The organism is Phenylobacterium sp., assembly GCF_030651185.1.
Taxonomy (GTDB): Bacteria; Pseudomonadota; Alphaproteobacteria; order Caulobacterales; family Caulobacteraceae; genus Phenylobacterium.
In genome coordinates, this window is sequence record NZ_JAUSCJ010000022.1 from 416,611 (window position 1) to 440,298 (window position 23,688).

At 67.4% G+C, this 23,688-nt stretch carries 22 protein-coding genes; 16 read left to right on the forward strand and 6 right to left on the reverse strand.

The annotated features are described in order from the left end of the window. Positions 1 to 16: 16 nt before the first annotated feature. From Q7J39_RS10915 to Q7J39_RS10925, 3 genes are all read right to left on the reverse strand, one after another. Positions 17 to 595 (reverse strand): Spy/CpxP family protein refolding chaperone, encoded by a 579-nt coding sequence (locus tag Q7J39_RS10915; protein ID WP_304824268.1) that lies wholly within the window; start codon positions 593 to 595, stop codon positions 17 to 19. 1,020 nt (positions 596 to 1,615) lie between these two features. Continuing rightward, positions 1,616 to 2,776 carry an aromatic ring-hydroxylating dioxygenase subunit alpha gene (locus tag Q7J39_RS10920; protein ID WP_304824269.1) on the reverse strand — a complete coding sequence of 387 codons (1,161 nt, stop codon included), beginning with the start codon at positions 2,774 to 2,776 and terminating at the stop codon, positions 1,616 to 1,618. Further along, on the reverse strand, positions 2,773 to 3,366 hold the full coding sequence (locus Q7J39_RS10925; RefSeq protein WP_304824272.1) for a TetR/AcrR family transcriptional regulator: 594 nt from the start codon (positions 3,364 to 3,366) through the stop codon (positions 2,773 to 2,775). Before Q7J39_RS10925 ends, Q7J39_RS10920 begins: the two co-directional genes overlap by 4 nt. Before the next feature lie 137 nt (positions 3,367 to 3,503). Here Q7J39_RS10925 and Q7J39_RS10930 point away from each other — a divergent pair, with 137 nt between their 5' ends. The 4 genes from Q7J39_RS10930 (at position 3,504) to Q7J39_RS10945 (ending at position 6,756) form a co-directional block, all read left to right on the forward strand. Further along, positions 3,504 to 4,004 carry a GFA family protein gene (locus tag Q7J39_RS10930; protein ID WP_304824275.1) on the forward strand — a complete coding sequence of 167 codons (501 nt, stop codon included), beginning with the start codon at positions 3,504 to 3,506 and terminating at the stop codon, positions 4,002 to 4,004. A gap of 19 nt (positions 4,005 to 4,023) precedes the next feature. Beyond that, positions 4,024 to 4,521, forward strand: a complete 498-nt coding sequence (locus tag Q7J39_RS10935) for a GNAT family N-acetyltransferase (protein WP_304824277.1) — start codon at positions 4,024 to 4,026, stop codon at positions 4,519 to 4,521. A gap of 52 nt (positions 4,522 to 4,573) precedes the next feature. Further along, a complete protein-coding gene (locus tag Q7J39_RS10940) occupies positions 4,574 to 5,296 on the forward strand; it encodes a 16S rRNA (uracil(1498)-N(3))-methyltransferase (RefSeq protein WP_304824280.1) in 723 nt (240 codons plus the stop codon). A gap of 101 nt (positions 5,297 to 5,397) precedes the next feature. Then, positions 5,398 to 6,756 (forward strand): glutamate--cysteine ligase, encoded by a 1,359-nt coding sequence (locus tag Q7J39_RS10945; RefSeq protein WP_304824283.1) that lies wholly within the window; start codon positions 5,398 to 5,400, stop codon positions 6,754 to 6,756. A 203-nt stretch (positions 6,757 to 6,959) separates the two neighbouring features. Here the strand turns inward: Q7J39_RS10945 and Q7J39_RS10950 are convergent, their stop codons facing one another. Further along, positions 6,960 to 7,463 (reverse strand): DUF427 domain-containing protein, encoded by a 504-nt coding sequence (locus tag Q7J39_RS10950; RefSeq protein WP_304824286.1) that lies wholly within the window; start codon positions 7,461 to 7,463, stop codon positions 6,960 to 6,962. Positions 7,464 to 7,651: 188 nt separating this feature from the next. On the opposite strand from Q7J39_RS10950, the gene Q7J39_RS10955 reads away from it, so the two are divergent. Further along, entirely contained in the window at positions 7,652 to 9,523 is a 1,872-nt protein-coding gene (locus tag Q7J39_RS10955) for a peptide MFS transporter (protein WP_304825029.1), read from the forward strand. 67 nt (positions 9,524 to 9,590) lie between these two features. On the opposite strand, the gene Q7J39_RS10960 is transcribed toward Q7J39_RS10955, so the two are convergent. Then, entirely contained in the window at positions 9,591 to 11,612 is a 2,022-nt protein-coding gene (locus tag Q7J39_RS10960) for a TonB-dependent siderophore receptor (RefSeq protein ID WP_304824289.1), read from the reverse strand. 195 nt (positions 11,613 to 11,807) lie between these two features. Continuing rightward, positions 11,808 to 13,250, reverse strand: a complete 1,443-nt coding sequence (gene tldD / locus Q7J39_RS10965) for a metalloprotease TldD (protein WP_304824292.1) — start codon at positions 13,248 to 13,250, stop codon at positions 11,808 to 11,810. 391 nt (positions 13,251 to 13,641) lie between these two features. Here tldD and coxB point away from each other — a divergent pair, with 391 nt between their 5' ends. From coxB to Q7J39_RS11020, 11 genes are all read left to right on the forward strand, one after another. Continuing rightward, positions 13,642 to 14,628, forward strand: coding sequence for a cytochrome c oxidase subunit II (gene coxB, locus Q7J39_RS10970; RefSeq protein WP_304824295.1), 987 nt, complete (start codon positions 13,642 to 13,644; stop codon positions 14,626 to 14,628). Positions 14,629 to 14,645: 17 nt separating this feature from the next. After that, positions 14,646 to 16,304, forward strand: coding sequence for a cytochrome c oxidase subunit I (gene ctaD / locus Q7J39_RS10975; protein ID WP_304824299.1), 1,659 nt, complete (start codon positions 14,646 to 14,648; stop codon positions 16,302 to 16,304). An 82-nt stretch (positions 16,305 to 16,386) separates the two neighbouring features. Beyond that, positions 16,387 to 17,355: a heme o synthase gene (gene cyoE / locus Q7J39_RS10980; RefSeq protein WP_304824302.1), complete on the forward strand. Its 969-nt coding sequence runs from the start codon at positions 16,387 to 16,389 to the stop codon at positions 17,353 to 17,355. Then, positions 17,355 to 17,501, forward strand: coding sequence for a hypothetical protein (locus tag Q7J39_RS10985; RefSeq protein ID WP_293493910.1), 147 nt, complete (start codon positions 17,355 to 17,357; stop codon positions 17,499 to 17,501). Before cyoE ends, Q7J39_RS10985 begins: the two co-directional genes overlap by 1 nt. Next, on the forward strand, positions 17,494 to 18,120 hold the full coding sequence (locus tag Q7J39_RS10990) for a cytochrome c oxidase assembly protein (protein WP_304824307.1): 627 nt from the start codon (positions 17,494 to 17,496) through the stop codon (positions 18,118 to 18,120). The genes Q7J39_RS10985 and Q7J39_RS10990 overlap by 8 nt, the downstream gene beginning before the upstream one ends. 164 nt (positions 18,121 to 18,284) lie before the next feature. Beyond that, complete coding sequence (locus tag Q7J39_RS10995; protein WP_304824311.1) at positions 18,285 to 19,163, forward strand: cytochrome c oxidase subunit 3; 879 nt, start codon at positions 18,285 to 18,287, stop codon at positions 19,161 to 19,163. 4 nt (positions 19,164 to 19,167) lie between these two features. Continuing rightward, on the forward strand, positions 19,168 to 19,533 hold the full coding sequence (locus Q7J39_RS11000; RefSeq protein ID WP_304824314.1) for a DUF983 domain-containing protein: 366 nt from the start codon (positions 19,168 to 19,170) through the stop codon (positions 19,531 to 19,533). Then, complete coding sequence (locus Q7J39_RS11005; protein WP_304824317.1) at positions 19,517 to 20,257, forward strand: SURF1 family protein; 741 nt, start codon at positions 19,517 to 19,519, stop codon at positions 20,255 to 20,257. Before Q7J39_RS11000 ends, Q7J39_RS11005 begins: the two co-directional genes overlap by 17 nt. Continuing rightward, the gene (thrC, locus tag Q7J39_RS11010; protein ID WP_304824320.1) at positions 20,257 to 21,648 is read left to right on the forward strand and encodes a threonine synthase; all 1,392 of its coding nucleotides are present in this window, start codon (positions 20,257 to 20,259) and stop codon (positions 21,646 to 21,648) included. Before Q7J39_RS11005 ends, thrC begins: the two co-directional genes overlap by 1 nt. Next, entirely contained in the window at positions 21,648 to 22,910 is a 1,263-nt protein-coding gene (locus Q7J39_RS11015; RefSeq protein WP_304825032.1) for a pitrilysin family protein, read from the forward strand. The genes thrC and Q7J39_RS11015 overlap by 1 nt, the downstream gene beginning before the upstream one ends. Before the next feature lie 158 nt (positions 22,911 to 23,068). Beyond that, positions 23,069 to 23,680, forward strand: a complete 612-nt coding sequence (locus Q7J39_RS11020; RefSeq protein ID WP_304824324.1) for a GNAT family N-acetyltransferase — start codon at positions 23,069 to 23,071, stop codon at positions 23,678 to 23,680. Positions 23,681 to 23,688 lie beyond the last annotated feature (8 nt).

Genomic DNA, 23,688 nt, shown 5'->3' on the forward strand with positions numbered 1-23,688 from the left:
GCGGAGACTTCGCCGGTCACGGCATGCCGCAGAGGCTTTTGTCGGCCATGACGCGCTGCTCGGGGGTCAGGACCCGGTAGAGGCCCACGACCGCCGTCCGGGACTTGTGGAGCGCCTTGAGGTGCGCCTTCATCATCGTTTCGTGGTGTGCGAGGCGTTCGGGGAGCGGCTTGGCCATCATCATCGCCATCATGCCGTCGCCGGCCGGCTTGGCGTCGGACTTCATAGGCATCGGCATGGTCATGCCGGCGGACATTGGGTGGGGATCGGCCTTCGCCGCCTCCGCAAAGGTGTTCCACGCTCCGAGCTGCCGGTCGGTGATGTTGAGCTCGGCCTTCAGACCTGACAGACGCGGCTCGGACAGGCCCATGCAATGCATAGGCGCCATCTCCATCATGCCCCCCTTCATCCCGCCTTTGGCCATCATGCCGCCCTTCGCGGCGGGCGTGGCGGGCGCGGCGGGCGTGGCTGGCGCGGCGGCCCGGTCAGGCGCGTGGCTGTGGTCGTGGGGTGGCGCAGGCTGTTCGGCGGCGTAGGCCGGGGCGCCCAACCCGAGGGCGGCGGCGAGCAGCAGGGACTTGAAGGACATGGGCATGGCGTTTGGCTTTCTGGATCAGGCAGATCCGTTCAGCGCAGTATTCACCGACCTGTCCCCGGCATCCTTGATCTGCCACAAACACGGCGCCCCTCGTTAGGTTCCGGTCCCGGCCGATTGTCCGCTCCCCCCTGAACGCCCGTCGGAGGGTCTGCTATCCAGCACCGAGCCGGAACGTCTGCTTCCGGGCGTCGATCTTCAGGCAGGTTCCGACCCATCTGGGACGTTGGGGACGTTAGCAGACTTGCACGGATTATTTCTCAGCCGCGCGCTGCGAATGGAAAAAGTCGATTTTCCAGCTCCCGTCCTGACGAACCAGTACGGCGGACTCTAGCCAGCGGACAGGTCGGACGTCAGGTGGGATACCGGCGCTGCCCACGTTCTCCCATGCGGACCATGCCACTTCGCAGCGGAGCTTTGTGTCTAATGGGCCTACCGACCAATTGAGTTGCACGCCTCGAGAGTGAGCATCCCGCACTACGTTTACTAATTCGGTCCCGGCGAAACGCTTGCCAACATCGAATGAGTAAAACGAAGCGGTAGTCAGGCGCTGGAACGCGACCTTATCTTCCTTCTGAAGCGCATCGAAAAAGGCGTGGACGGTCTGCTCGATTTCGCCACTAGCCCCGGGCGGGGCGGAGCAGCTGGACTGACGGGCATGAGCGCACCCCGTAAGCATGACGGCCGATACGAACGCGAGAGAATAGGTGAGCGCCTTCATACCCGAAAATTAGGCTCATTCTTCCTTGGGTCAATGTGCGCTTCCCACCCTTCTCGGAAGTCGGGAGGGTCTGCTATCGGGCATGTTCCTGCTGCTGTCCCACTAGGAGCCCCCGCCCATGTGCAACGAGAACCAGCAGCGGGTGAAGCGCGGCCTGAACGACGACGCCTTCTCCCAGATCAAAGTCCCCCTCACCTGGACCGACCCGGAGCCCAACGAAAGTGGGGACGCACACGACTTGTGTGGGGCGTCAGGTTCGGCCGGTTAAGTCTTGAGGCCCCCACTGTCGGCGTCCGGGTCTAGACCACCGGCAGCGGTTCCATGCCCAGGGCTCGCCGGAAAGTGTTGTGGTAGTGGTGCAGGGGCGGCTCGTTGCGGCCAAACAGCAGCTGGTCCTGCAGGCCGGCGGCCAGGGCGCGCTGGGTGGTCTCGGCGGTGGCGTAGTCTTCGGCGGCCACCACGGCGGTGAAGCCCTCGGCGAACAGCATGGCCATCCCCGGATTTTCCGCCAGAATCTGACGGTCGAAATAATAGCTGATCTGCGAGATGGAGCGGCCGGGGTTCTCCGGGTCGGGATAGACGCGCACCACGGCGATGCGCTTGTTGCCGACGTTCACCACCACATTGGGGAACAGGAAATAGACCGGGAAGCCGCCCTGCTCGATGGTCCAGTCGGCCTCGGGCTGGCCCCGCAGCTCGTCGATCCCCTTCAGGCAGAGCACCATGCGGTGGTTGCGCTGGTAGGAGCGGTAGGACAGCACGTCGCCGTGGAAGTTGTTGGCCAGGGTGTCCTTGTGCAGGCGCTTGAAGTGATAGGTTTCGCCGAAGGTGTCGGTGGCGAGTTTCCAGTTCAGCTTCATGTCCAGGGTCTGTTCGTGCGCCAGGACATAGCGGCCCCAGTCCCAGTGCTGGAGATCGTCGGCGACGCCCTGGAAGAGGGCGTCGGGGTCGATCGTCCCCTTCGGATCGGGATGGACCAGCAGGAAGCCGAACCGCTCGGCGGCCGGCAGTTCGATCAGGCCCAGGCAGCTCTTGTCGATGGTTCCGAACTGTTCCTCCTGCGGCACGCCGATCAGGGCGCCCGTGGCGTCATAGGTCCAGGCGTGGAAGGGGCAGGAGAACCGCGACTTCAGGCCCCGGCGCGCCTGTTCCACCATCGGCCCGCGATGGCGGCAGGAGTTGAGGAAGGCGCGAACCTGGCCCGCCTTGTCCCGGGTCAGCAGGATCGGGATGCCGAGGTCGTTGCAGGTGATGAAGCTGCCCGGCTCGGGCAGGTCGGCGGTCATGCCGACGATCTGCGGATGGCCCCGGAAGAAGGTCTCCCATTCGCGTTGGGCAAGGTCGGGACAGGTGTAGGTGCTGGCGGGACAGGACATCACCCCGCCGGCGTCGGCGTTCACGCCCGCGTCGAGCTGGGTCATCAGTTCGCGCAGGACTTCGATCTGGACGGCGGGTTTCATGTCGAGGCTACCTCGGTGGGGATGGCGGCGCTGAGGACGCGGAAGGTGGTGGCGATCTGGTCGCGGCGGGCCTGGAGGGGCTGGGCGCGGCGGCTGGAGACCCGCAGGCCCTGGTTGACCAGCATCAGGAAGGCGGCCAACTCGTCGGCCTGGGCCGGCGGGCATCCGGCGTCCCGCAGGCAGGCCTCGAACCCGGCCTGAACCTCGCCCAGCCGGGTCGCGGCGTGGGCGCTGAGCCCGTCATCGACGTCGGCCATTTCCAGCACGGTGTTCACCAGCAGGCAGCCCCACTCCGGCTGACCGCCCGGCGGGTCGACGACACTGCGGTCGAAGAACTGGCGCAGGGCCTCCAGGGGCGGCTGGGCGGCGCGGGCGCGGGCCAGGATCTGCAGGGTGCGGGCGGCGAACAGGTCCAGGCATTCGGCCATCAGGCCGCGCTTGTCGCCGAAGGCGGCGTAGAGGCTGCTGCGGCTGATCGCCATTGCGGTGAGCAGGTCGGGCAGGGAAGCGGCCTGATAGCCCTGGCGCCAGAACACCCGCATCGCCCGGTCGAGGGCGGCGTCGCGGTCGAATTCCAGAGGGCGGGCCATGTGGACATTCTGGATCAATCAGTCCAGAACGCAAGGGTGTTTGCGTATCAGAGGGGGCGGGAGGATGGTCTGGACCCGACCTGCCTGCCACGCCAAACACGGCAAGCCTGACTGTCTTGTGAACCCGAAAGACGCGAATGACGCCCAAGCCGAACCCGGACGCCCGCCTTCGGTGCCAATGCGGGGCCGTGGAATTCAGGGTCTCCGGCCCGCCGATCCTGGGCGCGGCCTGCCATTGCAGCGACTGCCGGGCGGCGGCGGCTCAGCTTGAAGGCCTCAAGGGCGCCGGCGACCTGCGCGATGCGGAGGGGGGGACGCCCTGCATCCTCTTCCGCAAGGACCAGGTGGTGTGTGTGAAAGGCCAGGACCAGCTGCGCGACCATCGGCTCTCTCCCGAGGCGCCGACCCGCCGGGTGATCGCCTCGTGCTGCGACACCCCGATGTTCCTGGACTTCGAGAAGGGCCACTGGTTCTCGGTGTACCGCGCCCGGCTGGGGCCAGAGGCGCCGCCGCTGCAGATGCGGATCAAGACCGGCGCGACCCGGCCCGCGGGTCCCCTGCCCAGCTTCGCCGGCTATCCGCCAAGGTTCATGTTCAAACTGATGGCCGCTCGTCTGGCGATGATGATCGGCCGCTGATCGCTGGCGGGAGCGGCAGATGTCCGACCTTGAAATCACCCTGGCCCAGCCGCACGAGCGGGCGGCGCTCGAGAACCTGATGCAGCTCTATGTCCACGACTTCTCGGAGCAGTGGTCGGACCAGGCGCGCGGGGAGGTGGGGGCGGATGGTCGATTCGAGGCCTATCCGCTGGACGCCTATTGGGCTGAGCCGGAGCGTGTCCCGCTGCTGATCCGGCGCGGCGGCCATCTGGCGGGCTTCGCCTTGCTGAACACCCACAGCCATTCGGGCCGGGCGATCGACCGCAGCGTCGCGGAGTTCTTCATCCTGCGGAAGCACCGGCGCGGTGGGGTCGGCCTGGCCGCGGCCCGGGCGATCCTCGCCCGCTATCCGGGGCTCTGGGAGGCGGCGGTGGCGCGGCGCAACACCGGGGCCCTGCCGTTCTGGCGCAAGGTCGCGGCGGCCTATGCGGAGGTCGAGGAGATCGACGTGGTCAGCGAGGACTGGAACGGCCCGGTGCTGCGCTTCCGGGTCTAGGCCGGCAAGCGCGCGGTTTTCAAAGCGGCGTCTGGCGGCCTAGAACCCTCCCATGATCCGCCTCTTCGTGCCCCACGATCTCGCCGCCACCCTCGCCCTGCCGCTGGACGACGGGCAGAGCCGCTATCTGGCCGCGGTGATGCGCCAGGTCGTGGGCGACGAGCTGCTGGTGTTCAACGGCCGCGACGGGGAGTGGCGGGCCAGCATCATCGAGACCGGCAAGCGCCGGGTGATTCTGCGGGCCGACCGGCTGGAGCGGCCGCAGGCGTTTGGTCCAGACCTCGACCTGGTGATCGCGGTGGTCAAGCGCGGGCGGCTGGAGACCATCGTCGAGAAGGCGGCCGAACTGGGGGCGCGCCGGGTGCGGCCGGTGCTGACCGAGCGGACCAACGCCGACCGGGTGCGGGTGGACCGGCTGCAGGCCATCGCCGTGGAGGCCGCCGAGCAGACCGGCCGCCTGGACGTGCCCGAAATCCTGGAACCGGTGAAGCTGGCCAGGCTGCTGAAGGACTGGAGCGGCCGTCGGCTGCTGTTCTGCGACGAGGCCGGCGACGCCAAGCCGGTGATCGAGGCGCTTTCCGATGTGGCTTCCGCGCCATGGGGCATCCTGATCGGGCCCGAAGGCGGGTTCTCTCCGGCCGAGCGCGAAGGCTTGCGCAGCCTCGATTTCACGGTCCCGGCGACGCTCGGCCCCCGGATCCTGCGGGCCGACACCGCGGCCATCAGCGCCATGACCCTGTGGCAAGCGACCCTGGGGGACTGGCGAACCTCTTGAGCTTTGAAGAATTGCGCCCACCTGAGTGAACGGCGTAAAGATCGCCGCCGCTTCGGGATCGATGCCCGTTGGGCGTGTTTGTGTGGGTTGGGGAGATACATATGGCCGACGTCCTGGGCGACGACCGACCCCTCACGTTCGAGGATCTGGTCCACTGGTTCGAAGAAGGCGAGAAGCCGGCCGACCAATGGCGGGTGGGCGCCGAGCACGAGAAGTTCGTGTTCCGCCTGGGGAGCCACGAGCCGGTCGCCTATGACGGTCCCAAGGGCATCAAGGCGCTGCTGGACGGCCTGACCCGCTTTGGCTGGAAGGGCGTCTATGAGGGCGAGCACATCATCGCCCTGGAACGCGGCAAGGCCAATGTGAGCCTGGAGCCCGGCGGCCAGTTCGAGCTTTCCGGCGCGCCGCTGGAGACCATGCACGACATCTGCGAGGAGACCGGGACCCACCTGCAGGAGGTCAAGGTCGTGGCCGACGAGCTGGGCCTGGGGTTCCTGGGCCTTGGCCACACGCCGATCTGGAAGCGTGACGAGGTGCCGGTCATGCCCAAGGGCCGCTACAAGATCATGCGGGAATACATGCCCAAGGTCGGCGGTCTGGGCCTGGACATGATGTTCCGCACCTGCACGGTGCAGGCCAATCTCGACTTCGGCTCCGAGGCCGACATGATCGCCAAGTTCCGGGTGAGCCTGGCGCTGCAGCCGATCGTGACAGCCCTGTTCGCCAATTCGCCCTTCGTGGAGGGCAAGCCGTCGGGCTGGCTTTCCAGCCGCGCCCGCATCTGGACCGACACCGATCCCGACCGCACCGGCATGCTGGGCTTCGTCTTCGAGGACGGGTTCACCTACGAGACCTATGCCCGCTATGCGATGAACGTGCCGATGTACTTCGCCAAGCGCGACGGCAAGTACATCGACCTGGCCGGCAAATCCTTCGTCAAGTTCATGGCCGGCGAGCTGCCGGAGATGCCGGGCCAGCGTCCGAGCCTCAAGGACTGGGCCGACCACACCACCACCCTGTTCCCGGAAGTGCGCCTGAAGCAGTACCTGGAGATGCGCGGCGCCGACGCCGGGCCCTGGGGCCGGCTCTGCGCCCTTCCGGCCCTGTGGACGGGGATCTTCTACGACCAGGCGGCCCTGGCCGCGGCCTGGGACCTCTGCAAGGACTGGTCGGTGGACGACCACGAGCGCCTGCGCGCCGACGTCGCCCGCATCGGCCTGAAGGCGCAGGTCAATGGCCGCAGCGTGCAGGACGTCGCTCGCGACATGGTGGCGATCGCGCGAGCGGGCCTGAAGAACCGCAACCGCCTGAACGGCGGCATGATCGACGAGACTGGCTATCTCACCGAACTGGAAGAGATCGCCGACAGCGGCGTGACCCCGGCCGAACGGCTGCTGGAGCTGTACAACGGCCCCTGGGCCGGCGACGCCAGCAAGGTGTTCGAGGCGTTCGCTTACTAGCAGCGCGCACCTTTCTCCCCTTGCGGGCGTAAACAACCCCCGTCATCCCGGGCGACCCACAGGGGAGACCCGGGACCCAGGGGGATTGAATGCGGCCCCTGGGTCCCGGCTCTCCGCTTCGCTGCGGCCGGGATGACGGTTGAATTCTAGCGCTTCGCGCGGTCCCCCTCCCCCGTGAACAGGGGAGGAAAGGTGGGCCGGCGCTAAACTCGCTCCGCCCCTGGCCCATCATCGGTGTTGGCCGGCCAGTGGTCCTTCTGGCTGGCGCCGGAGCCTGAGTCGGTGTGCTGGACCGCCTCGTCGATGGCGCGGCGTTTGGTGTGGACGTGAGTCGGGTCGACGGCGTCGTCGTCCACCGCGTAGATTTCGAACCTGTCGGGATAGAAGGCCAGCCGTCCGCGGATCTGCTCCATGGCCGGGAAGGGCTCCTCATAGGTCCAGACGCCGTTCTCGGCGAAGTCCCCGTCCATCAGCACCGTGTAATAGGCCGCGTCGCCCTTGTAGGGGCAGTGGGTCGTGCGGTCGGTGCGGGAGAAGTACTCCATGGAGACGTCCTCGCGCGGGAAGTAGATGGCCGGCTTGTAGGCGGCCTCCTTCAGAACCACCGCGTCGCCCGAATCGGCGATGACGTGGCCGGCGAACTTCACCCGCCAGCGGCCTTCGCCGGGGCTGATGGTGATGGGGTGGTCGGGACCGGGAATTTTCATGGGATGCGCCTCCTTGAGCAGACTCAACGCCTGAGATGGGGGCCTGGGTCCAGGGGCGCCATGGAGGGGGTGGCCGCTTGCTTGTGCTGACGAGTTCGCCGTGATCTTCTCGCGCCAAACAAGCCCGGCGGGGGTGAAACAACCCCGATAGCTGCCGGCCTCCCAAGGATTGGAAGACCGACTTCATGTTGAACCTCGTTGTCATGCTCGGGATCGTCGTCACGTTGGTGACCGGCCTGCCCGTGCTCCTCCAGCTGCTCAGGAACCACCCACGCGGGCTGATCATCCTGTTCTTCGCCGAGATGTGGGAGCGCTTCTCCTATTACGGGATGCGCGGCATCCTGATCTTCTACCTGACCCAGCACCTGCTGTTCGACCAGGCCACGGCCTCGGCGCAGTATGGGTCCTATACCGCCCTGGTCTATCTGCTGCCGCTGCTGGGCGGCCTGCTGGCCGACCGCTATCTGGGCACTCGCAAGGCCGTGGCCTTCGGCGCCCTGCTGCTGGTGGCCGGTCACGGGATGATGGCCTATGAGGGCAAGCCCGCCACCCAGAACCTGGTCTATGCGGGCCAGAGCTACGAGGTGGCCGCCACCGGCCGCGTCGACACCCGTCAGGCGCACCTGATCGTCGCCGGCAAGCCCTATGAGTTCGGGCCGGCCGAGGGCGGCGGCCTGGAGATCAAGGGCCTCGGCGACGCCGGCCCGCTGCCGCAGGTCCTGCCCAAGGACAGCTTCAAGATGGAGACCACCCAGGACCAGAGCGGCGTGAACGCCTTCTACCTGGCGGTCTCCCTGATCATCATGGGGGTGGGTTTCCTGAAGCCCAACATCTCCACCATCGTCGGACAGCTCTATCCGCAGGGCGATCCGCGGCGGGATTCCGGCTTCACGCTCTACTATTACGGCATCAATCTCGGCGCCTTCTGGGCCTCGATCCTGTGTGGCCTGCTTGGCCAGACGGTGGGCTGGTGGGCGGGCTTTGGCCTGGCCGGCGTCGGCATGGCCGCGGGCTTCGTGGTCTTCGTGCTGGGCAAGAAGCATCTGGAGGGCAAGGGCGAGCCGCCGAACCCCGAACTGCTGGCCAAGCCCGTCCTGGGGCCCATCAACCGCGAATGGCTGATCTACGGCGCCTCCATCCTCGGCGTGGGCCTGGTCTGGCTGCTGGTGCCGCACAATGACATCGTGGGCCTGGCGCTCTCGGTCTCCATCGTCGCCTCCCTGGCGGCGATCGGCTGGATCTTGATCTTCGCCTGCAAGACCTGGGTGGAGCGTCAGCGGATGATGCTGGCGGTGATCCTGATCTTCGGGGCGGTGGTGTTCTTCACCCTGTTCGAACAGGCCGGCACCTCGCTGAACCTGTTCGCCTCCACCAATGTCGACATGACCATCACCCGCCAAGCGGTGACCTTCCTCGGCATCCCCATCGGGACGCCCGAGCAGATCGCGGCCATCGGCCTGAACCCGGCCAGCGACTTCTTCATCGACTCCACCATCGGGGCGGCCCAGACCCAGTCGTTCAACGCCGGCTTTATTCTGATCTTCGCCCCGATCTTCGCGGCGCTGTGGGCCTATCTGGCCCGCAGAAACCTCGACCTGAACCCGACCATGAAGTTCGGCTTGGGCCTGCTACAGGTGGGCTTCGGCTTCCTGGTGGTGGTCTGGGGCGCGGGGCTGGCCGACAACAGCTTCCGGGTGCCGCTGATGCTGCTGGGCTTCCTCTACCTGCTGCACACCACCGGCGAGCTCTTCCTGTCGCCCGTGGGTCTGTCGGAAATCACCAAGCTGTCGCTGCCCTCGGTGGTCAGCTTCATGATGGCGGTGTGGTTCCTGTCCTCCTCCATCGCCCAGTTCGTCGGCGGCAAGATCGCTGGCCTGATGGGCACCGAGAGCATCGGCGGCCAGGTTCTCGATCCGCAGGCGGCCTTCGTGGCCTCGATGGACGGCTTCACCAAGCTTGGCTGGGCCGGCGTCGGGTGCGGGGTGTTCTTCGTGCTGATCAGCTTCCTGGTCCGCGGCTGGGCGCACGGGGTCGAAGCCTCGGCCAAGCCGGAACTGTAGGCCCGATCTCCAAACATGACGAAGGCCGGACGCCCGGGCGTCCGGCCTTTTTCATGTCCGCGCCGTGTCAGAAGGTCTTGCGGATCCGCAGTAGGAGGGTGCGGCCAAACTGGATGTCGCTGTCGTCGATGTAGGCGATGGGGGAGGTGTTGCGCGGGCCGCCATAGCCCGTGTCGATGTGTCGGAAGCCACGCTCCGTGGCGTTGCCGAGTTCCGTGCGCACGGTCAGGTCCGGCCTGGGTTTCCACTCGGCGAAGACAATCACATAGGTCTTGAGCTTGTCGGTGTAGATCTCGTCGAACCGGTAGGAGGTCTGGCGCCAGGCGCCGTAGACGTCGACCCCCCAGCTGGTGCGGTACTGCGGCAGGTCATGGGTGAAGTGGGCCTCCCATTCCAGGGGGCGCAGGTTGGAAATCTCCCGGTCCTCGTGGGTGGTGGGGTCCTCGACCTCCGAGCGGCGCCAGGTGGATTCGCCGCGCAGCTGGGCGCCCTTCAGGATGGCGTCCAGGGGCAGGGTGGCGTTGAGGATCAATTCGTCCTTGGTCCCGTCGCCGATATTGCTGGGGGCGTCGAAATAGGCGCCGCCGGCGAAGATAGGCGCCCGGTCGATGACGTCGGTGAGCTTGGAGTGGCGTACGGTCAGCACGACGGCGCCCTTGGTCCAGAAGCGGCGCTCGATGGCGGCTTCGGTAACCCAGGCCTGTTCCGGCGAGAGGTCGGGGTTGCCCACCGCCAGGCCGCCGCGGTTGGGGGAAGAGTCGGCCACGAAGTCGGCGAAGTCGAGTTGGCCCACCATCCGCTCGTAGCGGAAGCGGACCTGGGTCTTGGCGTCGGGCGCCCAGGTGGCGGCGAAGCGCGGCTTGGCGAAATAGAGGGTCTTCTCGAGGCTGACGTCGCCCCCGGAAGACAGGTCCGTGCCTTCATATCGCAGCCCACCCTCAAGGGTCAGGCTGGCGAAGGGCTTCCAGACGGCCTTGCCGAACACCTCGCCACGCTTCTCGGTCACCTTCACGTCGGCGGCGGGCAGGTCCACGGGGACGCCGTTGGCGAGGATGTCAGTCTCGCTCTCCAGGATGTTCAGGGCGCCCTCGCCGCCGGCCTCGAAGGATAGGCTGTCGCTCTGGCGGAACTTCAGCACGGCCCGGCCGATGGTCTCGCTGGTCTTCTGATCGAGGAAGAAGTCGGAGTTGGAGCCGGTCGAGCGGAAGGGCGACACGATGTCATGGCCGGCCAGCTTCTGCAGGCCCACCAGCTCCAGGTTTGTCCTGGCGCCTAGGCCCCGCTCGTAGCGGCCGCCGAACTCGGCCTGGTACTCGTCGTCGCTGTAGTGGCGGGACTCCAGGGCCGGCGCCGGGAAGCGTATCCAGTCCAGTTGATTGTAGTCGTACCAGTTCCAGAAGCCCCGGACGTTGACCCGCAGCTTGCCGCCGGCGAAAGGGGTCTCGTAGGCCGCTGTGCCGACCCAGGCTGCGCCCGCGCCGTGGCTGTCGATCTCCGAAAGGATGAGGGGCGTCCCGTTCGCCGCCAGACGGGTATGCGGGCCAGGCCCTGCGCCATCGTCCAGGCCCTGGCCGTAACGCAAGCTGCCTTCCCATGAGCCCGGGCCCGCCTGCCCGGACCCCTCCAGGCGTACGCCCCAGCGGTTACGGCCGTCGTCTATGACATGGTTGTTGGCCATCTGGATCAGTCCCTGGAAGCCCGATCCCTTCACCTTGACCACATTGGCCAGGATCGACTTGCCCTGCATGTCGATGCCCGGCGCGCCGCCGCGGATCAGCTCGACGTGGTCCACCTGGGCGGCGGGGATGCGGCGCAGGATTTCCTCGATGTCGTCGGTCTTGGAGGTGGGCCGCGCGCCATCGATCAGGACGTTGGCGGCCGCGCCCTCAAAGCCGCGCACGTCGTCGCCGCCGTCGATGGAGAAGCCGGGCAGGCGCTGGACCATGTCGAGGGCGGTGGAGGGCCGCTGCTCGGCGAAATAGGCCGGCGGATAGCTGATCACGCCCTGGGTAGTGGGCTGGGCCTGCGCCAGGGCGAGGGTCGGGACCGCGGCCGCGAGGACGGCGGCCAAGCTCAAGGCATGTATCATGTGACGGCTCCCCAAGTGCCCGCGCAAGTGGCCTGCGCCCAGGGAGTCACGCCAATTAAATGCCCGTAACCTGGATTAAATCGCCGAAAGGTTCGCGGGCCCGCGAGAACTACGCCTGTAATTCACGAGGAAATTACAATCGTAGTCTGCAATGTCAACCGGCGTTGTGTGAATTCGCCGGCATCCTGGCGAGCGTCAGACGCTGGTGCCGCCCACGGTGAGGCCGGTGATCTTCAGCGAGGGCTGGCCGACGCCGACCGGCACGCTCTGGCCCGACTTGCCGCACACGCCGACGCCGGGGTCGAAATCGAAGTCGTTGCCGATCATGGTGACGCGGGTGAGCGCCGAGGGACCGTCGCCGATCAGGGTGGCGCCCTTCACCGGGCTGGTGATCTTGCCGTCCTCGATCAGGTAGGCCTCGGTGCATTGGAAGACGAACTTGCCATTGGTGATGTCCACCTGCCCGCCGCCGAAGTTGGCGCAGTAGAGGCCGCGCTTGGTGGCCTCGATCATCTCGGCGCGCGGGGTGTCGGTCTTGCCGTTGTCCATGCCGGTATTGGTCATCCGCGGCATCGGCATGTGGGCGTAGGACTGGCGGCGTCCGTTGCCGCCGGCCTTCATGCCCATCAGCCGGGCGCTCATGCGGTCGTGCATGTAGCCCACCAGGATGCCGTCCTCGATCAGCACGGTGCGTTCGGTGGGCGTACCCTCGTCGTCGACGGTGAGCGAGCCGCGGCGGCCCGGCAGGGAGCCGTCGTCGAAGACCGTGACGCCGCGGGCGGCCACCTGCTCGCCGATGCGGCCAGCGAAGGCCGAGGTGCCCTTGCGGTTGAAGTCGCCCTCCAGGCCGTGGCCGACGGCCTCGTGCAGCAAGATGCCGTTCCAGCCGGCGCCCAGGACGACATCCATCTCGCCGGCGGGGCAGGGGACGGCGTCGAGGTTGGTCAGGGCCTGGCGCAGGGCTTCCTCGGCCTGCTCCTGCCAGTTGGCGGCGCTGATCCAGTTCTCGAAGCCCGCGCGGCCGCCGGCGCCGGTGAAGCCGTTCTCGCGGCGGCCGTCCTTTTCCACCGTGACCTGGACATTGATGCGCGAGAGCGGGCGCACGTCGCGGATCAGCCGGCCATCGGCCCGCAGGATCTCCACCGTGCGGCGCTCGCCCGACATCGAGGCCATGACCTGGACCACGCGGGGGTCGCGGGCCCGGCACCAGGCATCGATCTCCTGCAGCAGGGCGACCTTCTCGGAGAAGGCGGGAGAGGCGGTGGGATCATCCTCGCCGTAGAGCTTGGTGTTGGTGGCGCGCGGGGCTTCATCGGACCCGGAGACACCGGCATAGCCGCGTTTGGCCAGGGAGGCCGAGGCCGCCGCCCGGCGGATCGAGGCCTCGGAGATCTCGCTGGAGTGGGAGTAGCCGGCGGTCTCGCCCGCCACCACCCGCAGGCCGAAGCCCTCCGACGAATCATAGGCCGCCGATTTCAGCCGCCCGTCGTCGAACAGGAACGATTCGCTCTCGGAGCGCTCGACGAACAACTCCCCATCGTCGGCGCCCTGCAGCGCGTCTCCCAGGATTTCGCGCGCCCGTTCGGGGGACACGCCGGCGGAATCCAGGATCGAGGGAGCGGGGGAGTGGGCGTTCATGAGCGCATTGCCTTGACTGACTTGGCTTCAGAGATAGGGGCTCGCGGGGCGATCGTCACCCCAAACCGCGCCTGCGCGCCATTCCGGGGCCCTTGCGGGGCCAGGCGCCCATTCGCCGAACGGCGGTCGCGGCCAGGTGCGTCACATCGTCCGAAGGTCGCAGGCCCAGACGGAAATCAAGCCTTCGTGCGGGGGGGCGTCACCCCAGCCGGCGACGGCCGTCAAACCCGGCCTTGATTCGCCTCAATCATCCTTGGCAAGGCCACGGCGAGCGCGTATGCACCCCGTCGAAGGGCCGGGCCGCGTGAGTTTGCGGGGCGCGTTCCTCTATGACGGCGGGCGGGGGCGATCGTTTCGGCGAGGCGCGGCCGGCCAAGCAGACCGAGGGGACATGAAGTCGAGGTTTCAAGGTATGCGAGCGCTGGCGGCAGGCGCCGCTGCGGGCGCAATGACAGCGTTCTGGGGCGCCAGCGCCCTGGCGGCTGAGGAGCTCGTGGGCCAGCCCACGCCCGGCGCGATCAATCTGCAGCCGGGGGTCACCCCGCTGCGGGCTGACGCCATCTTCTTCCACGACATCATCCTGCTGCCGATCATCACGGCGATCTGCCTGTTCGTGCTGGGCCTGCTGATCTGGATCGTGGTGCGCTACAACAAGCGTTCCAACCCGATCCCGGCGAAGTGGAGCCACAACACGCCGATCGAGATCATCTGGACCGTGCTGCCGGTCCTGATCCTGATGTTCATCTCGATCTTCTCTTTCAAGCTGCTGTTCGCCTACCACGACATGCCCAAGCCCTACATGACCGTGAAGGCCACGGGCTATCAGTGGTACTGGGGCTATGAGTACCCCGACCAGAAGATCGGCGAATTCGTCTCCAACATCCTTCCCGAGGACGAGGCCAAGGCCAAGAAGGTCCCGTACCTGCTGGCCTCCACCGAGCCCCTGGTGGTCCCGGTCAACCAGGTGGTCCGCGTGCTGGTCACCGGCGCCGACGTGATCCACGCCTTCGCGGTTCCGTCCTTCGGCGTGATCACCGACGCGGTTCCGGGCCGGGTCAACGAGACCTGGTTCAAGGCCGATCGCCCGGGCATCTATTACGGCCAGTGCCGCGAGCTGTGCGGCGTCGATCACGCCTTCATGCCGATCGAGGTCCACGTCCTGAGCCAGGTTGATTTCGACGCCTGGGTCGCCAGCAAGGGCGGCTCGGCCGTCGGCGCCGCGCCTGCCGCGGCCCCGGCCGCTGCGGACGCCGCGGTTCCGGTCTCGGCCACCGCGCCGGCCCCCGCCTCGCCGACCAATCCCGCCGCGCCGGCTCCGGCCGCGGCGACGCCGACTTCCACGCCGCCCGCGCCCGCTCCGGCGCCGGCCGCGCAATGATCTAGGACACGCGTACGATGGCAAACGCCGCCGCTCACGATCATCACGACGATCACGACCAGCACATTCCCGGGTTCTTCACCCGCTGGTTCCTGTCGACGAACCACAAGGACATCGGCACGCTCTACCTGATCTTCGCCATCATGGCGGGTCTGGTGGGCGGCGCTCTCTCGGGTCTGATCCGCTGGGAGCTGTTCGAGCCGGGGATCCAGGTCTTCCGTCCGGGCTCGCTGCTGGACAGTCTCGGCGTCGTCGAGGCCTCCAAGCACGGCTACAACGCCGTGGTCACCGCCCACGCCCTGATCATGATCTTCTTCATGGTCATGCCCGCCATGATCGGCGGCTTCGGCAACTGGTTCGTGCCGCTGATGATCGGTGCGCCGGACATGGCCTTCCCGCGGATGAACAACATCTCCTTCTGGCTGCTGGTGGCGGCCTGGGTGATGCTGCTGGTCTCGATGTTCGTCGACGGCGGCCCGGGCAAGGGCTTCGGCGGCGGCTGGACCCTGTATCCGCCGCTCTCCACCACGGGCCACACCGGTCCGGCCATGGATTGCGCCATTCTCTCGGTCCACCTGGCCGGCGCCAGCTCCATCCTCGGCGCCATCAACTTCATCACCACGATCTTCAACATGCGCGCGCCGGGCATGACCCTGCACCGCATGCCGCTGTTCGTCTGGTCGATCCTGGTGACGGTGTTCCTGCTGCTGCTCTCGCTGCCTGTCCTGGCCGGCGCGATCACCATGCTGCTGACCGACCGCAACTTTAACACCCACTTCTTCGACGCCGCCGGCGGCGGCGACCCGGTCATGTACCAGCACCTGTTCTGGTTCTTCGGGCACCCGGAAGTGTACATCCTGATCCTGCCGGCCTTCGGCATGATCAGCCACATCGTCTCGACCTTCTCCAAGAAGCCCGTCTTCGGTTACCTCGCCATGGCCTACGCCATGGTGGCCATCGGCTTCATCGGCTTCGTCGTGTGGGCCCACCACATGTACACCGTGGGGATGACCATCAATCTGCGCGCCTACTTCGTGGCCGCCACCATGGTCATCGCCGTGCCGACCGGGGTGAAGGTGTTCTCCTGGATCGCCACGATGTGGGGCGGCTCCATCGACTTCAAGACGCCCATGCTCTGGGCGATGGGCTTCATCTTCCTGTTCACCGTCGGCGGCGTCACCGGCGTGGTGCTGGCCAATGCGGGCGTCGACTACAGCCTGCACGACACCTATTACGTCGTGGCCCACTTCCACTACGTGCTGAGCCTCGGCGCCGTGTTCGGCATCTTCGCGGGCTTCTACTACTGGTTCGAGAAGATCTGGGGCGTGAAGTACCGCGAGTGGCTGGGCGCCACCCACTTCTGGATCACCTTCGTGGGCGTGAACCTGATCTTCTTCCCGCAGCACTTCCTCGGCCTGCAGGGCATGCCCCGCCGGTACGTGGACTATCCCGAGGCCTTCACCCTCTGGAACCAGGTTTCCTCCATCGGCTACGCCGTCACGGCGTTCGGTGTGCTGGTCTTCCTGGTGCTGCTCGCTGAAGCCGCCATCTCGCGCCGCAAGGGTGAGGCCAATCCCTGGGGCGAAGGCGCCACGACGCTGGAGTGGACCCTGTCCTCGCCGCCGCCGTTCCACCAGTTCAGCGAACTGCCGGTGATCAAGCCCGACGCGCACTGAGGCGCCGCGCTCACCAAAGACTTCAGAGGGGCGCGGGCTGGAACGATCCGGCGCGCGCCCTTCGACGTATGAGAGTAGAACCATGACGATGTCGTCAGCCCTTCCCACGAGCCGCGCCCCCGCGCGCTGGCAGGATTTCCTGCAACTGCTCAAGCCGCGCGTGATGTCGCTGGTGGTGTTCACCGCCATCACCGGCATGGTGTGCGCGGAAGCCCCGATCAATCCGATCCTGGGGGCCATCGCCATCCTCTGCATCGCCGTCGGCGCCGGGGCCTCGGCCTCGCTGAACATGTGGTTCGACGCCGACATAGACGCCAAGATGCGGCGTACCCGTGGCCGCCCGGTGCCGGCCGGGCGGGTGCAGGGCGCCGACGCCCTGGCGCTGGGGATCGTGCTGTCGATGTTCTCCATCATGCTGCTGGGCATGACCGTGAACTGGCTGGCGGCCGGCCTGCTGGCCTTCACCATTGTCTTCTACGCCGTGGTCTACACGATGTGGCTGAAGCGCTCGACGCCGCAGAACATCGTCATCGGCGGCCTGGCCGGCGCCCTGCCGCCGGTCATCGGCTGGGCCGCGGCCACCGGCACGGTCCCGTTCAACGCCTGGCTGCTGTGCGCCATCATCTTCATGTGGACCCCGCCCCACTTCTGGGCGCTCTCGCTCTACACCAGCGAGGACTACGAAAAGGCCGGCGTGCCGATGATGCCGGTGGTGGCCGGCGCCAAGTCGACCCGCAAGCAGATCCTTATCTACAGCCTGCTGTTCACGCCGCTCTGCCTGGTCCCGGCCTTCACCGGCCTGGGGGGCATGACCTATCTGGCGGTGGCCGCCGGCGGGGGCCTGATCTTCCTGGTCCTGGCCTGGCGGGTATTCAAGAGCCGGGCCGGTGACGCCGCCGATCCGCGCCAGGACGACGGCCTCTATGACGTGAAGGCGGCGGCCAAGGACGCGCGCAACCTGTTCGCCTTCTCGATCCTCTACCTGACCCTGCTTTTCGCCACCCTGCTGGCCGAGCATCTCCTCGACCTGCCCGTCTTCGGAGGTTTTTGATGAGCGACCCGCAGAACGAAGGTCCGGTCGACGCCAAGGCGCGCCGCGGCCGCAACATCGCCCTGGCGCTTGGCCTGGCGCTGTTCATGGTGCTGGTCTTCGTGGTCACCATCGTGCGCCTGGGCGCCAGCACCGCCAATGGCTAAGCCGCAGCTTTCCCCCCAGGCCCGTCGCAACCGCAACCTGGGCGCCATCTGCGCCATCGGGTTCCTCGGCATGGTGGGCGCGGCCTACGCCTCGGTCCCGCTCTACAAGGCCTTCTGCCAGCTCACTGGCTTCGACGGCGTGGTGCGCAAGGCCGAGGCCGCCCCCGACACCGTCCTGGACCGCCAGCTGCTGATCCGCTTCGACACCAATGTCCGGGCGCTGCCCTGGACCTTCAAGGCCGAGCAGACCAGCCAGAGCGTGCGAATCGGCGAGACCGGGCTGGCCTATTTCAAGGTCACCAATAACGGCTCGGCGCCGATGACCGGCCGGGCCATGTACAATGTCGTGCCGGAGTCGGCCGGCGCCTATTTCCAGAAGCTGGAATGCTTCTGCTTCTCCGACCAGACCATCGCGGCCGGAGAAACCATCGAGTTTCCCGTGGTTTACTTCGTCGACCCGAAATACGCCGACGATTTCGAGACCAAGGGCAAGCCCGAGGTGACGCTGTCCTACACCTTCTTCCCGTCCGTCGACGCGGAGAAGGCGAGCCGGCGCGCCGATGCATCGCAGGCCAAGGTTCCTTCGGCCCTTGGCGGACACACCAACGCGGGGCTATAGCCTCCGCCAATGCCTTTGCTTCCGTGAAGCAAGGGCGGCGATTAAAGTTAGAACGTGACGGGCGCCGAAACCGGTTCCCACTTTCGGCTGTCACGTTCTAGGACGGTTGTGGGACGCGGAGAGGCGCCCACGGCTTTGAGATTTGAGAGGGGTTAGGACCGACTATGTCTGCCGGCGACGTCAAGCACGACTACCATCTGGTGAATCCCAGCCCCTGGCCCCTCGTCGGGTCCATCTCCGCGACGGTGATGGCGCTGGGCGGCGTGATCTGGATGAAGGGCCTGTTCGGCCTTCCCGAGGGCACGCCGTGGGTCTTCTACGCGGGCTTCGCCGGCGTGCTCTACACCATGCTCGGCTGGTGGATGGACGTGGTGAAGGAAGCCAATGCCGGCGACCACACCCCGGTCGTGGCCATCGGGCTGCGCTACGGCATGATCATGTTCATCGCTTCGGAAGTGATGTTCTTCGTGGCCTGGTTCTGGATCTTCTTCGAGATGGCCCTGTTCCACGAGGCGCGCACGCTGTCCTCCATCGAGGAAGTCCGCACCGCCTGGGCCACCTGGCCGCCGGCCGGCGTCGAGCTGGTCCCGGCCTGGAACCTGCCCCTGGTCAACACCCTGACCCTGCTGCTCTCGGGCACCACCGTCACCTGGAGCCACCACGCCCTGCAGACCGGCGACCGTAAGGGCGCGAAGATTGGCCTGGCCCTGACCATCGTGCTGGGCGCGATCTTCACCGCCATCCAGGCCTACGAGTACCACCACATCCTGGAGCATAAGTACTTCTTCAGCGAAGCGGCCACCAACGCCGGCCTCTACGGCTCCTCCTTCTTCATGGCCACGGGCTTCCACGGCTTCCACGTGCTGATCGGCACCATCTTCCTCGCGGTCTGCCTGATCCGCATGATGGGCACGGGCCTCACCCCCAAGCAGCACTTCGGCTTCGAGGCCGCCGCCTGGTACTGGCACTTCGTGGACGTGGTCTGGCTGTTCCTGTTCGCCTTCATCTACGTCGTGTTCGGCGGAGCGGCGGGCGCCCACTAATCCGATGAGTAGTCACAATCCGCTGCTGGCGGGGCTTGCGGGCCGCTGTCCCAACTGCGGAGAAGGACCTCTCTTCTCGGGCTTCCTGAAGGTGGCCGCACGCTGCGAGGCGTGCGGCTACGATCTGGCCAAGGCCGACTCCGGCGATGGGCCCGCGGTCTTCGTGATCCTGATCGCCGGGTTCCTCGCCTGCTTCGGCGCGCTCTACACCCAGTTCGCCTTCGATCCGCCGATCTGGCTGACGATGGTGATCTGGCTGCCCATCACCCTCTTCCTCTGTCTGGGCCTGCTGCGTCCCTTCAAGGGCGTGATGCTGGCCGCGCAGTTCGCCAACAAGGCCTCCGAGGCGCGGCATGACGGCGAGCACTGACACACCCTCCCGCAAGGCCTTTCCCCTCGGCCTGACCATCCCCACTCTCATCGCGGCCGCCATCCTGGTCTGGCTGGGCGCCTGGCAGATGCAGCGCCTGGCCTGGAAGAGCGACCTGCTGGCGCGCGTCGCGGCCCTGCAGGCCGCCCCGGCCCGTCCGCTTGGCCCCGTCCTCGACAGCCTGGCCGATGGCGGGCAGGGCGATTTCATCCGGGTGACGGTGGACTGTCCGGGCCTCGGCGCGGCCCCCTATCTCGAGCTCTATTCGGTTCGCGAGAGCGGCGCCGGCCTGCGGCTGATCTCGGCCTGCGCGGTGCGGAGCGCCCGGTACCGCACCATCCTGGTGGACCGCGGGTTCGTCGCCGACATCATTTCGGTGCGGCCGCCGGTGAACTCCGACGACAAGACCCCGGTCGCCCTGGTGGGGGTGCTGCGCGCGCCGGACAAGGCGACCTTCGTGACCCCGCCCAACGACCTTGAAGGCAATCACTGGTACTCGCGCGATATCCCCGCCATGGCCGCGCGCCTGAATGCGCCTAGCCCCGCGCCGATCATCCTGGCGGCGGAGACCAGCTCCAACCCCGGCTGGCAGGCCCTGAAGCCCGAGCCGCTCCCGGCGGAAATCCCCAACCGCCATCTCGAATACGCCCTGACCTGGTTCGGCCTTGCGGGGGCCTTGGTCGCCGTCTATGCCGCCATGCTCTGGCGATGGTGGAAGGCTTGATGCGGTACGTTTCTACGCGGGGGCAGTCGCCCTCGGTCGGCTTTGTCGATGCGATCCTGGCGGGCCTGGCGCCCGACGGCGGCCTCTATGTTCCGGAGGAATGGCCGAGCCTGACCCACAGCGAGCTCGCCGCCTTCGCCGGCAAGCCCTATGCCCATGTGGCCACCGAGATTCTGACCCGCTTCGTCGGCGACGAGATTCCGCGGGAGACCCTGGCCGAGATGTGCGCCGAGGCCTACGGCACCTTCACCCACGCCGCCGTGGTGCCGGTGAAGCAGCTCTATCCGGGCGGGTTCATGGCCGAGCTGTTTCATGGCCCGAGTCTGGCCTTCAAAGATGTTGCGATGCAGCTGCTGGCCCGGCTGAGCGACCACGTGCTGTCGGCCCAGAACCGCACCCAGACCATCCTCTGCGCCACCTCGGGCGACACCGGCGGGGCGGCGGTGGAGGCCTTCCGCGGCCGCGCCAACACCCGCATCGTGGCCATGTTCCCGGACGGCCGCATCAGCGAGGTGCAGCGCCGCTTCATGACCACGGCGGCCGAGGACAACGTCCGCTGCGTGGCGGTCTCGGGCACCTTCGACGACTGCCAGGCGATCCTGAAGAACGCGCTGGGCGATCAGAGCCTGAAGCAGTCGGTGGGCCTGTCGGCGGTAAACTCCATCAACTTCGCCCGCATCGTCGCCCAGGCGGTCTACTACTTCACCAGCGCCGTCGCGCTGGGCGCGCCGCACCGACCGGTGGCCTTCGCCGTGCCGTCGGGCAATTTCGGCGACGGCTTCGCGGGCTTCATGGCCAAGCGCATGGGCCTGCCGATCTCCAAGATCATCGTGGCCACCAACTCCAACGACATCCTGGCGCGCGCCTTCCAGGACGGCCGCTACAGCCGCGGCGCGGTGGCCCAGACCCAGTCGCCGGCCATGGACATCCAGTCGGCCTCCAATTTCGAGCGGCTGTACTACGAGGCCGTCCGCCGCGACGGCGTCGAGACCGCGCGGGCCTTCAAGGCCTTCGGCGACACCGGGGTGATCGACATCCCGCCGGGCGCCCTGGCCATGATGCGCGAGACCTTCGTGGGCGTGACGATCAACGAGCGCGAGACCAGCGGCTCCATCGTCGCCACCCTGAACGAGACCGGCGAGCTGATCGATCCGCACACCGCCGTGGGCATGGCCGCTTTCCGCCGGGCCCGTGAGATCACCGATCCCATCGTGGTGCTGTCGACGGCCCACGCCGCCAAGTTCCCGGAAGCCGTCAGCGCCGCCTGCGGCGAGACCCCGGTGATGCCGCGCAGCGCCCAGAACCTGGCGGGCAAGCCGGAGCGCTTCGACCGGCTGCCGGCCGACGCCGAAACCATCAAGGCCTACGTTCAGGCCTTCGCGGAAAGCTGATCCTGGCCACCCTGCACACCCTCTCCAACGGCGTCCGCGTCGTCTGCGACCCGGTCCCGGGACTTGAAACCGTGGCCCTGTCCGTCGTCGCCGGCCGCGGCGCGCGGTTCGAGGACGAGGCCCGGTCGGGCTGGTCGCACCTTCTTGAGCACATGGTGTTCAAGGGGGCCGGAGATCGCTCGGCCCGGGAGATCGTCGAGGTGGTGGAGGCCCAGGGCGGCTCCATCAACGCGGCCACCGGCTATGAGCGCACCAGCTTCCAGATCCGCGCCCTGGCCGGCGGCCTCGACCTTGGCTCGGCGGTGCTGGCCGACCTGATCCAGCGGCCGGCGATCGAGCCCACCGATCTCACCCGCGAGAAACAGGTGGTGGGGCAGGAGATCGCCGAGGCCACCGACACTCCCGACGACGTGGTGTTCGAGATGGCCCAGGGCGCGGCCTTCCGCGACCAGGCGCTGGGCCGGTCGATCCTCGGCACCGACGCCTCCATCGCGCCCGCCACCCAGGAGACTCTCGCCGACTGGCGCGCGGCGCTCTACGCCCCGGAGACCCTGATCTTCTCGGCCTCGGGCGCGGTCACCGAGGACGAGGTGCTGAAGCTCGCCGAGCGCGACTTCGGCGGGGCGGTCGGCAAGCCGATCACCGACGCCGCGCCGGGCGTCTTCACCGGCGGGACGCAGACGGTGTCGAAGTCGCTGGAGCAGGCCAACCTGGTCTTCCTGCTGCCCGCCGTCGGCGTTCGCCATGACGACTATTTCGCTCTGCGGCTGTTCGCCGAGATCCTCGGCGGCGGCATGGCCTCGCGGCTGTTCCAGGAGGCCCGCGAGAAGCGCGGCCTGGCCTATGCCGTGGACGCCTATTCCGAGACCTATGCCGACACCGGCGTACTCGGCGTGTTCGCCGGCTGCGCGGCCAAGGACGCCGCGGAACTGGCCAAGGTGGCGGCCGGCGAAATCCAGGGCCTGGCCCAGGGCGTCGAACCCGCTGAACTGGCCCGCGCCAAGGCCCAACTGAAGGCCGGTCTGTTCATGGCGCGCGAGTCGCTGCAGTCGCGCACCGAGCAGGCCGCCGGCCAGGTGCTGCTGTTTGGCCGCCTGCTGTCCACCGCCGAGATCGCCGAGCAGATCGACGCCGTCGAGGCGGGTGACCTGGCGCGGCTGGGCGCGTCGCTGCTGGCGCCCGGCAAGGCCGCCGTCAGCGTGCTGGGACCCAAGGCGGCCTTGAAGGCGGCCGATGCATTCCAGAAGGCGCTGTTCGGGTAGCAATACCTAGGTCATCCCGGGCGACCGCAGGGAGACCCGGGACCCAGGGGGTTTGAACGCGGCCCCTGCCTCCCGGCTGTCCGCTTCGCTGCGACCGGGATGACGTGGGGGGCATCCCCCCACTTGACGCCCCCCGCTCCAAGTCCGACCCTCCCCCCATGGCCCTGCTGGACTGGATCGCGCCGGAAAGCGGCCTACGCGTCGAGGGCGAGGGGGTCTTCCTGCGGCCGGCCCGCAACGCCGACTTCGAGGAATGGCGTGAACTGCGGTCGGCCTCGCGGGATTTCCTGCAACCGTGGGAGCCAACCTGGCCGGTCGATGATCTGAGCCGCGCGGCGTTCCGACGCAGACTGACCGCCTATGCCCGTGATCGCGAGGCGGGTTGCGCCTATCCCTTCTTCGTTTTCCGCTCGAGCGACGAAGCCCTGACCGGCGGCATCACGCTGTCCAACGTCCGCCGGGGCGTCGCCCAGATGGGCTCGGTGGGCTACTGGTGCGGTCAAGCCTTTGCCCGGCAAGGACAAACCCTGGCCGCCGTGCGGGCGCTGACCCTATTTTCCTTCCGCACGCTGGCCCTCCATCGCCTGGAGGCCGCCTGCCTTCCCACCAACGAACCCAGCCGGAAACTGCTCAACCGTGCCGGGTTTGGCGAGGAAGGATATGCGAAGGCTTATTTGAAAATTAACGGCGTTTGGCGAGATCATGTCCTGTTCGGGCTTGTCTCGCCGCTTCGCGCGGCGCTGGAGCCTGATCAGGGAGTGTCGGTCTAGCCGGCGCG

What these genes read in the sequence shown, in the direction of transcription:
- Q7J39_RS10915 (WP_304824268.1), bottom strand. Translation starts at nt 595, where the DNA reads ATGCCCATGTCCTTCAAGTCCCTGCTGCTCGCCGCCGCCCTCGGGTTG.
- Q7J39_RS10920 (WP_304824269.1), bottom strand. Translation starts at nt 2,776, where the DNA reads ATGAAACCCGCCGTCCAGATCGAAGTCCTGCGCGAACTGATGACCCAG.
- Q7J39_RS10925 (WP_304824272.1), bottom strand. Translation starts at nt 3,366, where the DNA reads ATGGCCCGCCCTCTGGAATTCGACCGCGACGCCGCCCTCGACCGGGCG.
- Q7J39_RS10930 (WP_304824275.1), top strand. Translation starts at nt 3,504, where the DNA reads ATGACGCCCAAGCCGAACCCGGACGCCCGCCTTCGGTGCCAATGCGGG.
- Q7J39_RS10935 (WP_304824277.1), top strand. Translation starts at nt 4,024, where the DNA reads ATGTCCGACCTTGAAATCACCCTGGCCCAGCCGCACGAGCGGGCGGCG.
- Q7J39_RS10940 (WP_304824280.1), top strand. Translation starts at nt 4,574, where the DNA reads ATGATCCGCCTCTTCGTGCCCCACGATCTCGCCGCCACCCTCGCCCTG.
- Q7J39_RS10945 (WP_304824283.1), top strand. Translation starts at nt 5,398, where the DNA reads ATGGCCGACGTCCTGGGCGACGACCGACCCCTCACGTTCGAGGATCTG.
- Q7J39_RS10950 (WP_304824286.1), bottom strand. Translation starts at nt 7,463, where the DNA reads ATGAAAATTCCCGGTCCCGACCACCCCATCACCATCAGCCCCGGCGAA.
- Q7J39_RS10960 (WP_304824289.1), bottom strand. Translation starts at nt 11,612, where the DNA reads ATGATACATGCCTTGAGCTTGGCCGCCGTCCTCGCGGCCGCGGTCCCG.
- tldD (WP_304824292.1), bottom strand. Translation starts at nt 13,250, where the DNA reads ATGAACGCCCACTCCCCCGCTCCCTCGATCCTGGATTCCGCCGGCGTG.
- coxB (WP_304824295.1), top strand. Translation starts at nt 13,642, where the DNA reads ATGAAGTCGAGGTTTCAAGGTATGCGAGCGCTGGCGGCAGGCGCCGCT.
- ctaD (WP_304824299.1), top strand. Translation starts at nt 14,646, where the DNA reads ATGGCAAACGCCGCCGCTCACGATCATCACGACGATCACGACCAGCAC.
- cyoE (WP_304824302.1), top strand. Translation starts at nt 16,387, where the DNA reads ATGACGATGTCGTCAGCCCTTCCCACGAGCCGCGCCCCCGCGCGCTGG.
- Q7J39_RS10985 (WP_293493910.1), top strand. Translation starts at nt 17,355, where the DNA reads ATGAGCGACCCGCAGAACGAAGGTCCGGTCGACGCCAAGGCGCGCCGC.
- Q7J39_RS10990 (WP_304824307.1), top strand. Translation starts at nt 17,494, where the DNA reads ATGGCTAAGCCGCAGCTTTCCCCCCAGGCCCGTCGCAACCGCAACCTG.
- Q7J39_RS10995 (WP_304824311.1), top strand. Translation starts at nt 18,285, where the DNA reads ATGTCTGCCGGCGACGTCAAGCACGACTACCATCTGGTGAATCCCAGC.
- Q7J39_RS11000 (WP_304824314.1), top strand. Translation starts at nt 19,168, where the DNA reads ATGAGTAGTCACAATCCGCTGCTGGCGGGGCTTGCGGGCCGCTGTCCC.
- Q7J39_RS11005 (WP_304824317.1), top strand. Translation starts at nt 19,517, where the DNA reads ATGACGGCGAGCACTGACACACCCTCCCGCAAGGCCTTTCCCCTCGGC.
- thrC (WP_304824320.1), top strand. Translation starts at nt 20,257, where the DNA reads ATGCGGTACGTTTCTACGCGGGGGCAGTCGCCCTCGGTCGGCTTTGTC.
- Q7J39_RS11020 (WP_304824324.1), top strand. Translation starts at nt 23,069, where the DNA reads ATGGCCCTGCTGGACTGGATCGCGCCGGAAAGCGGCCTACGCGTCGAG.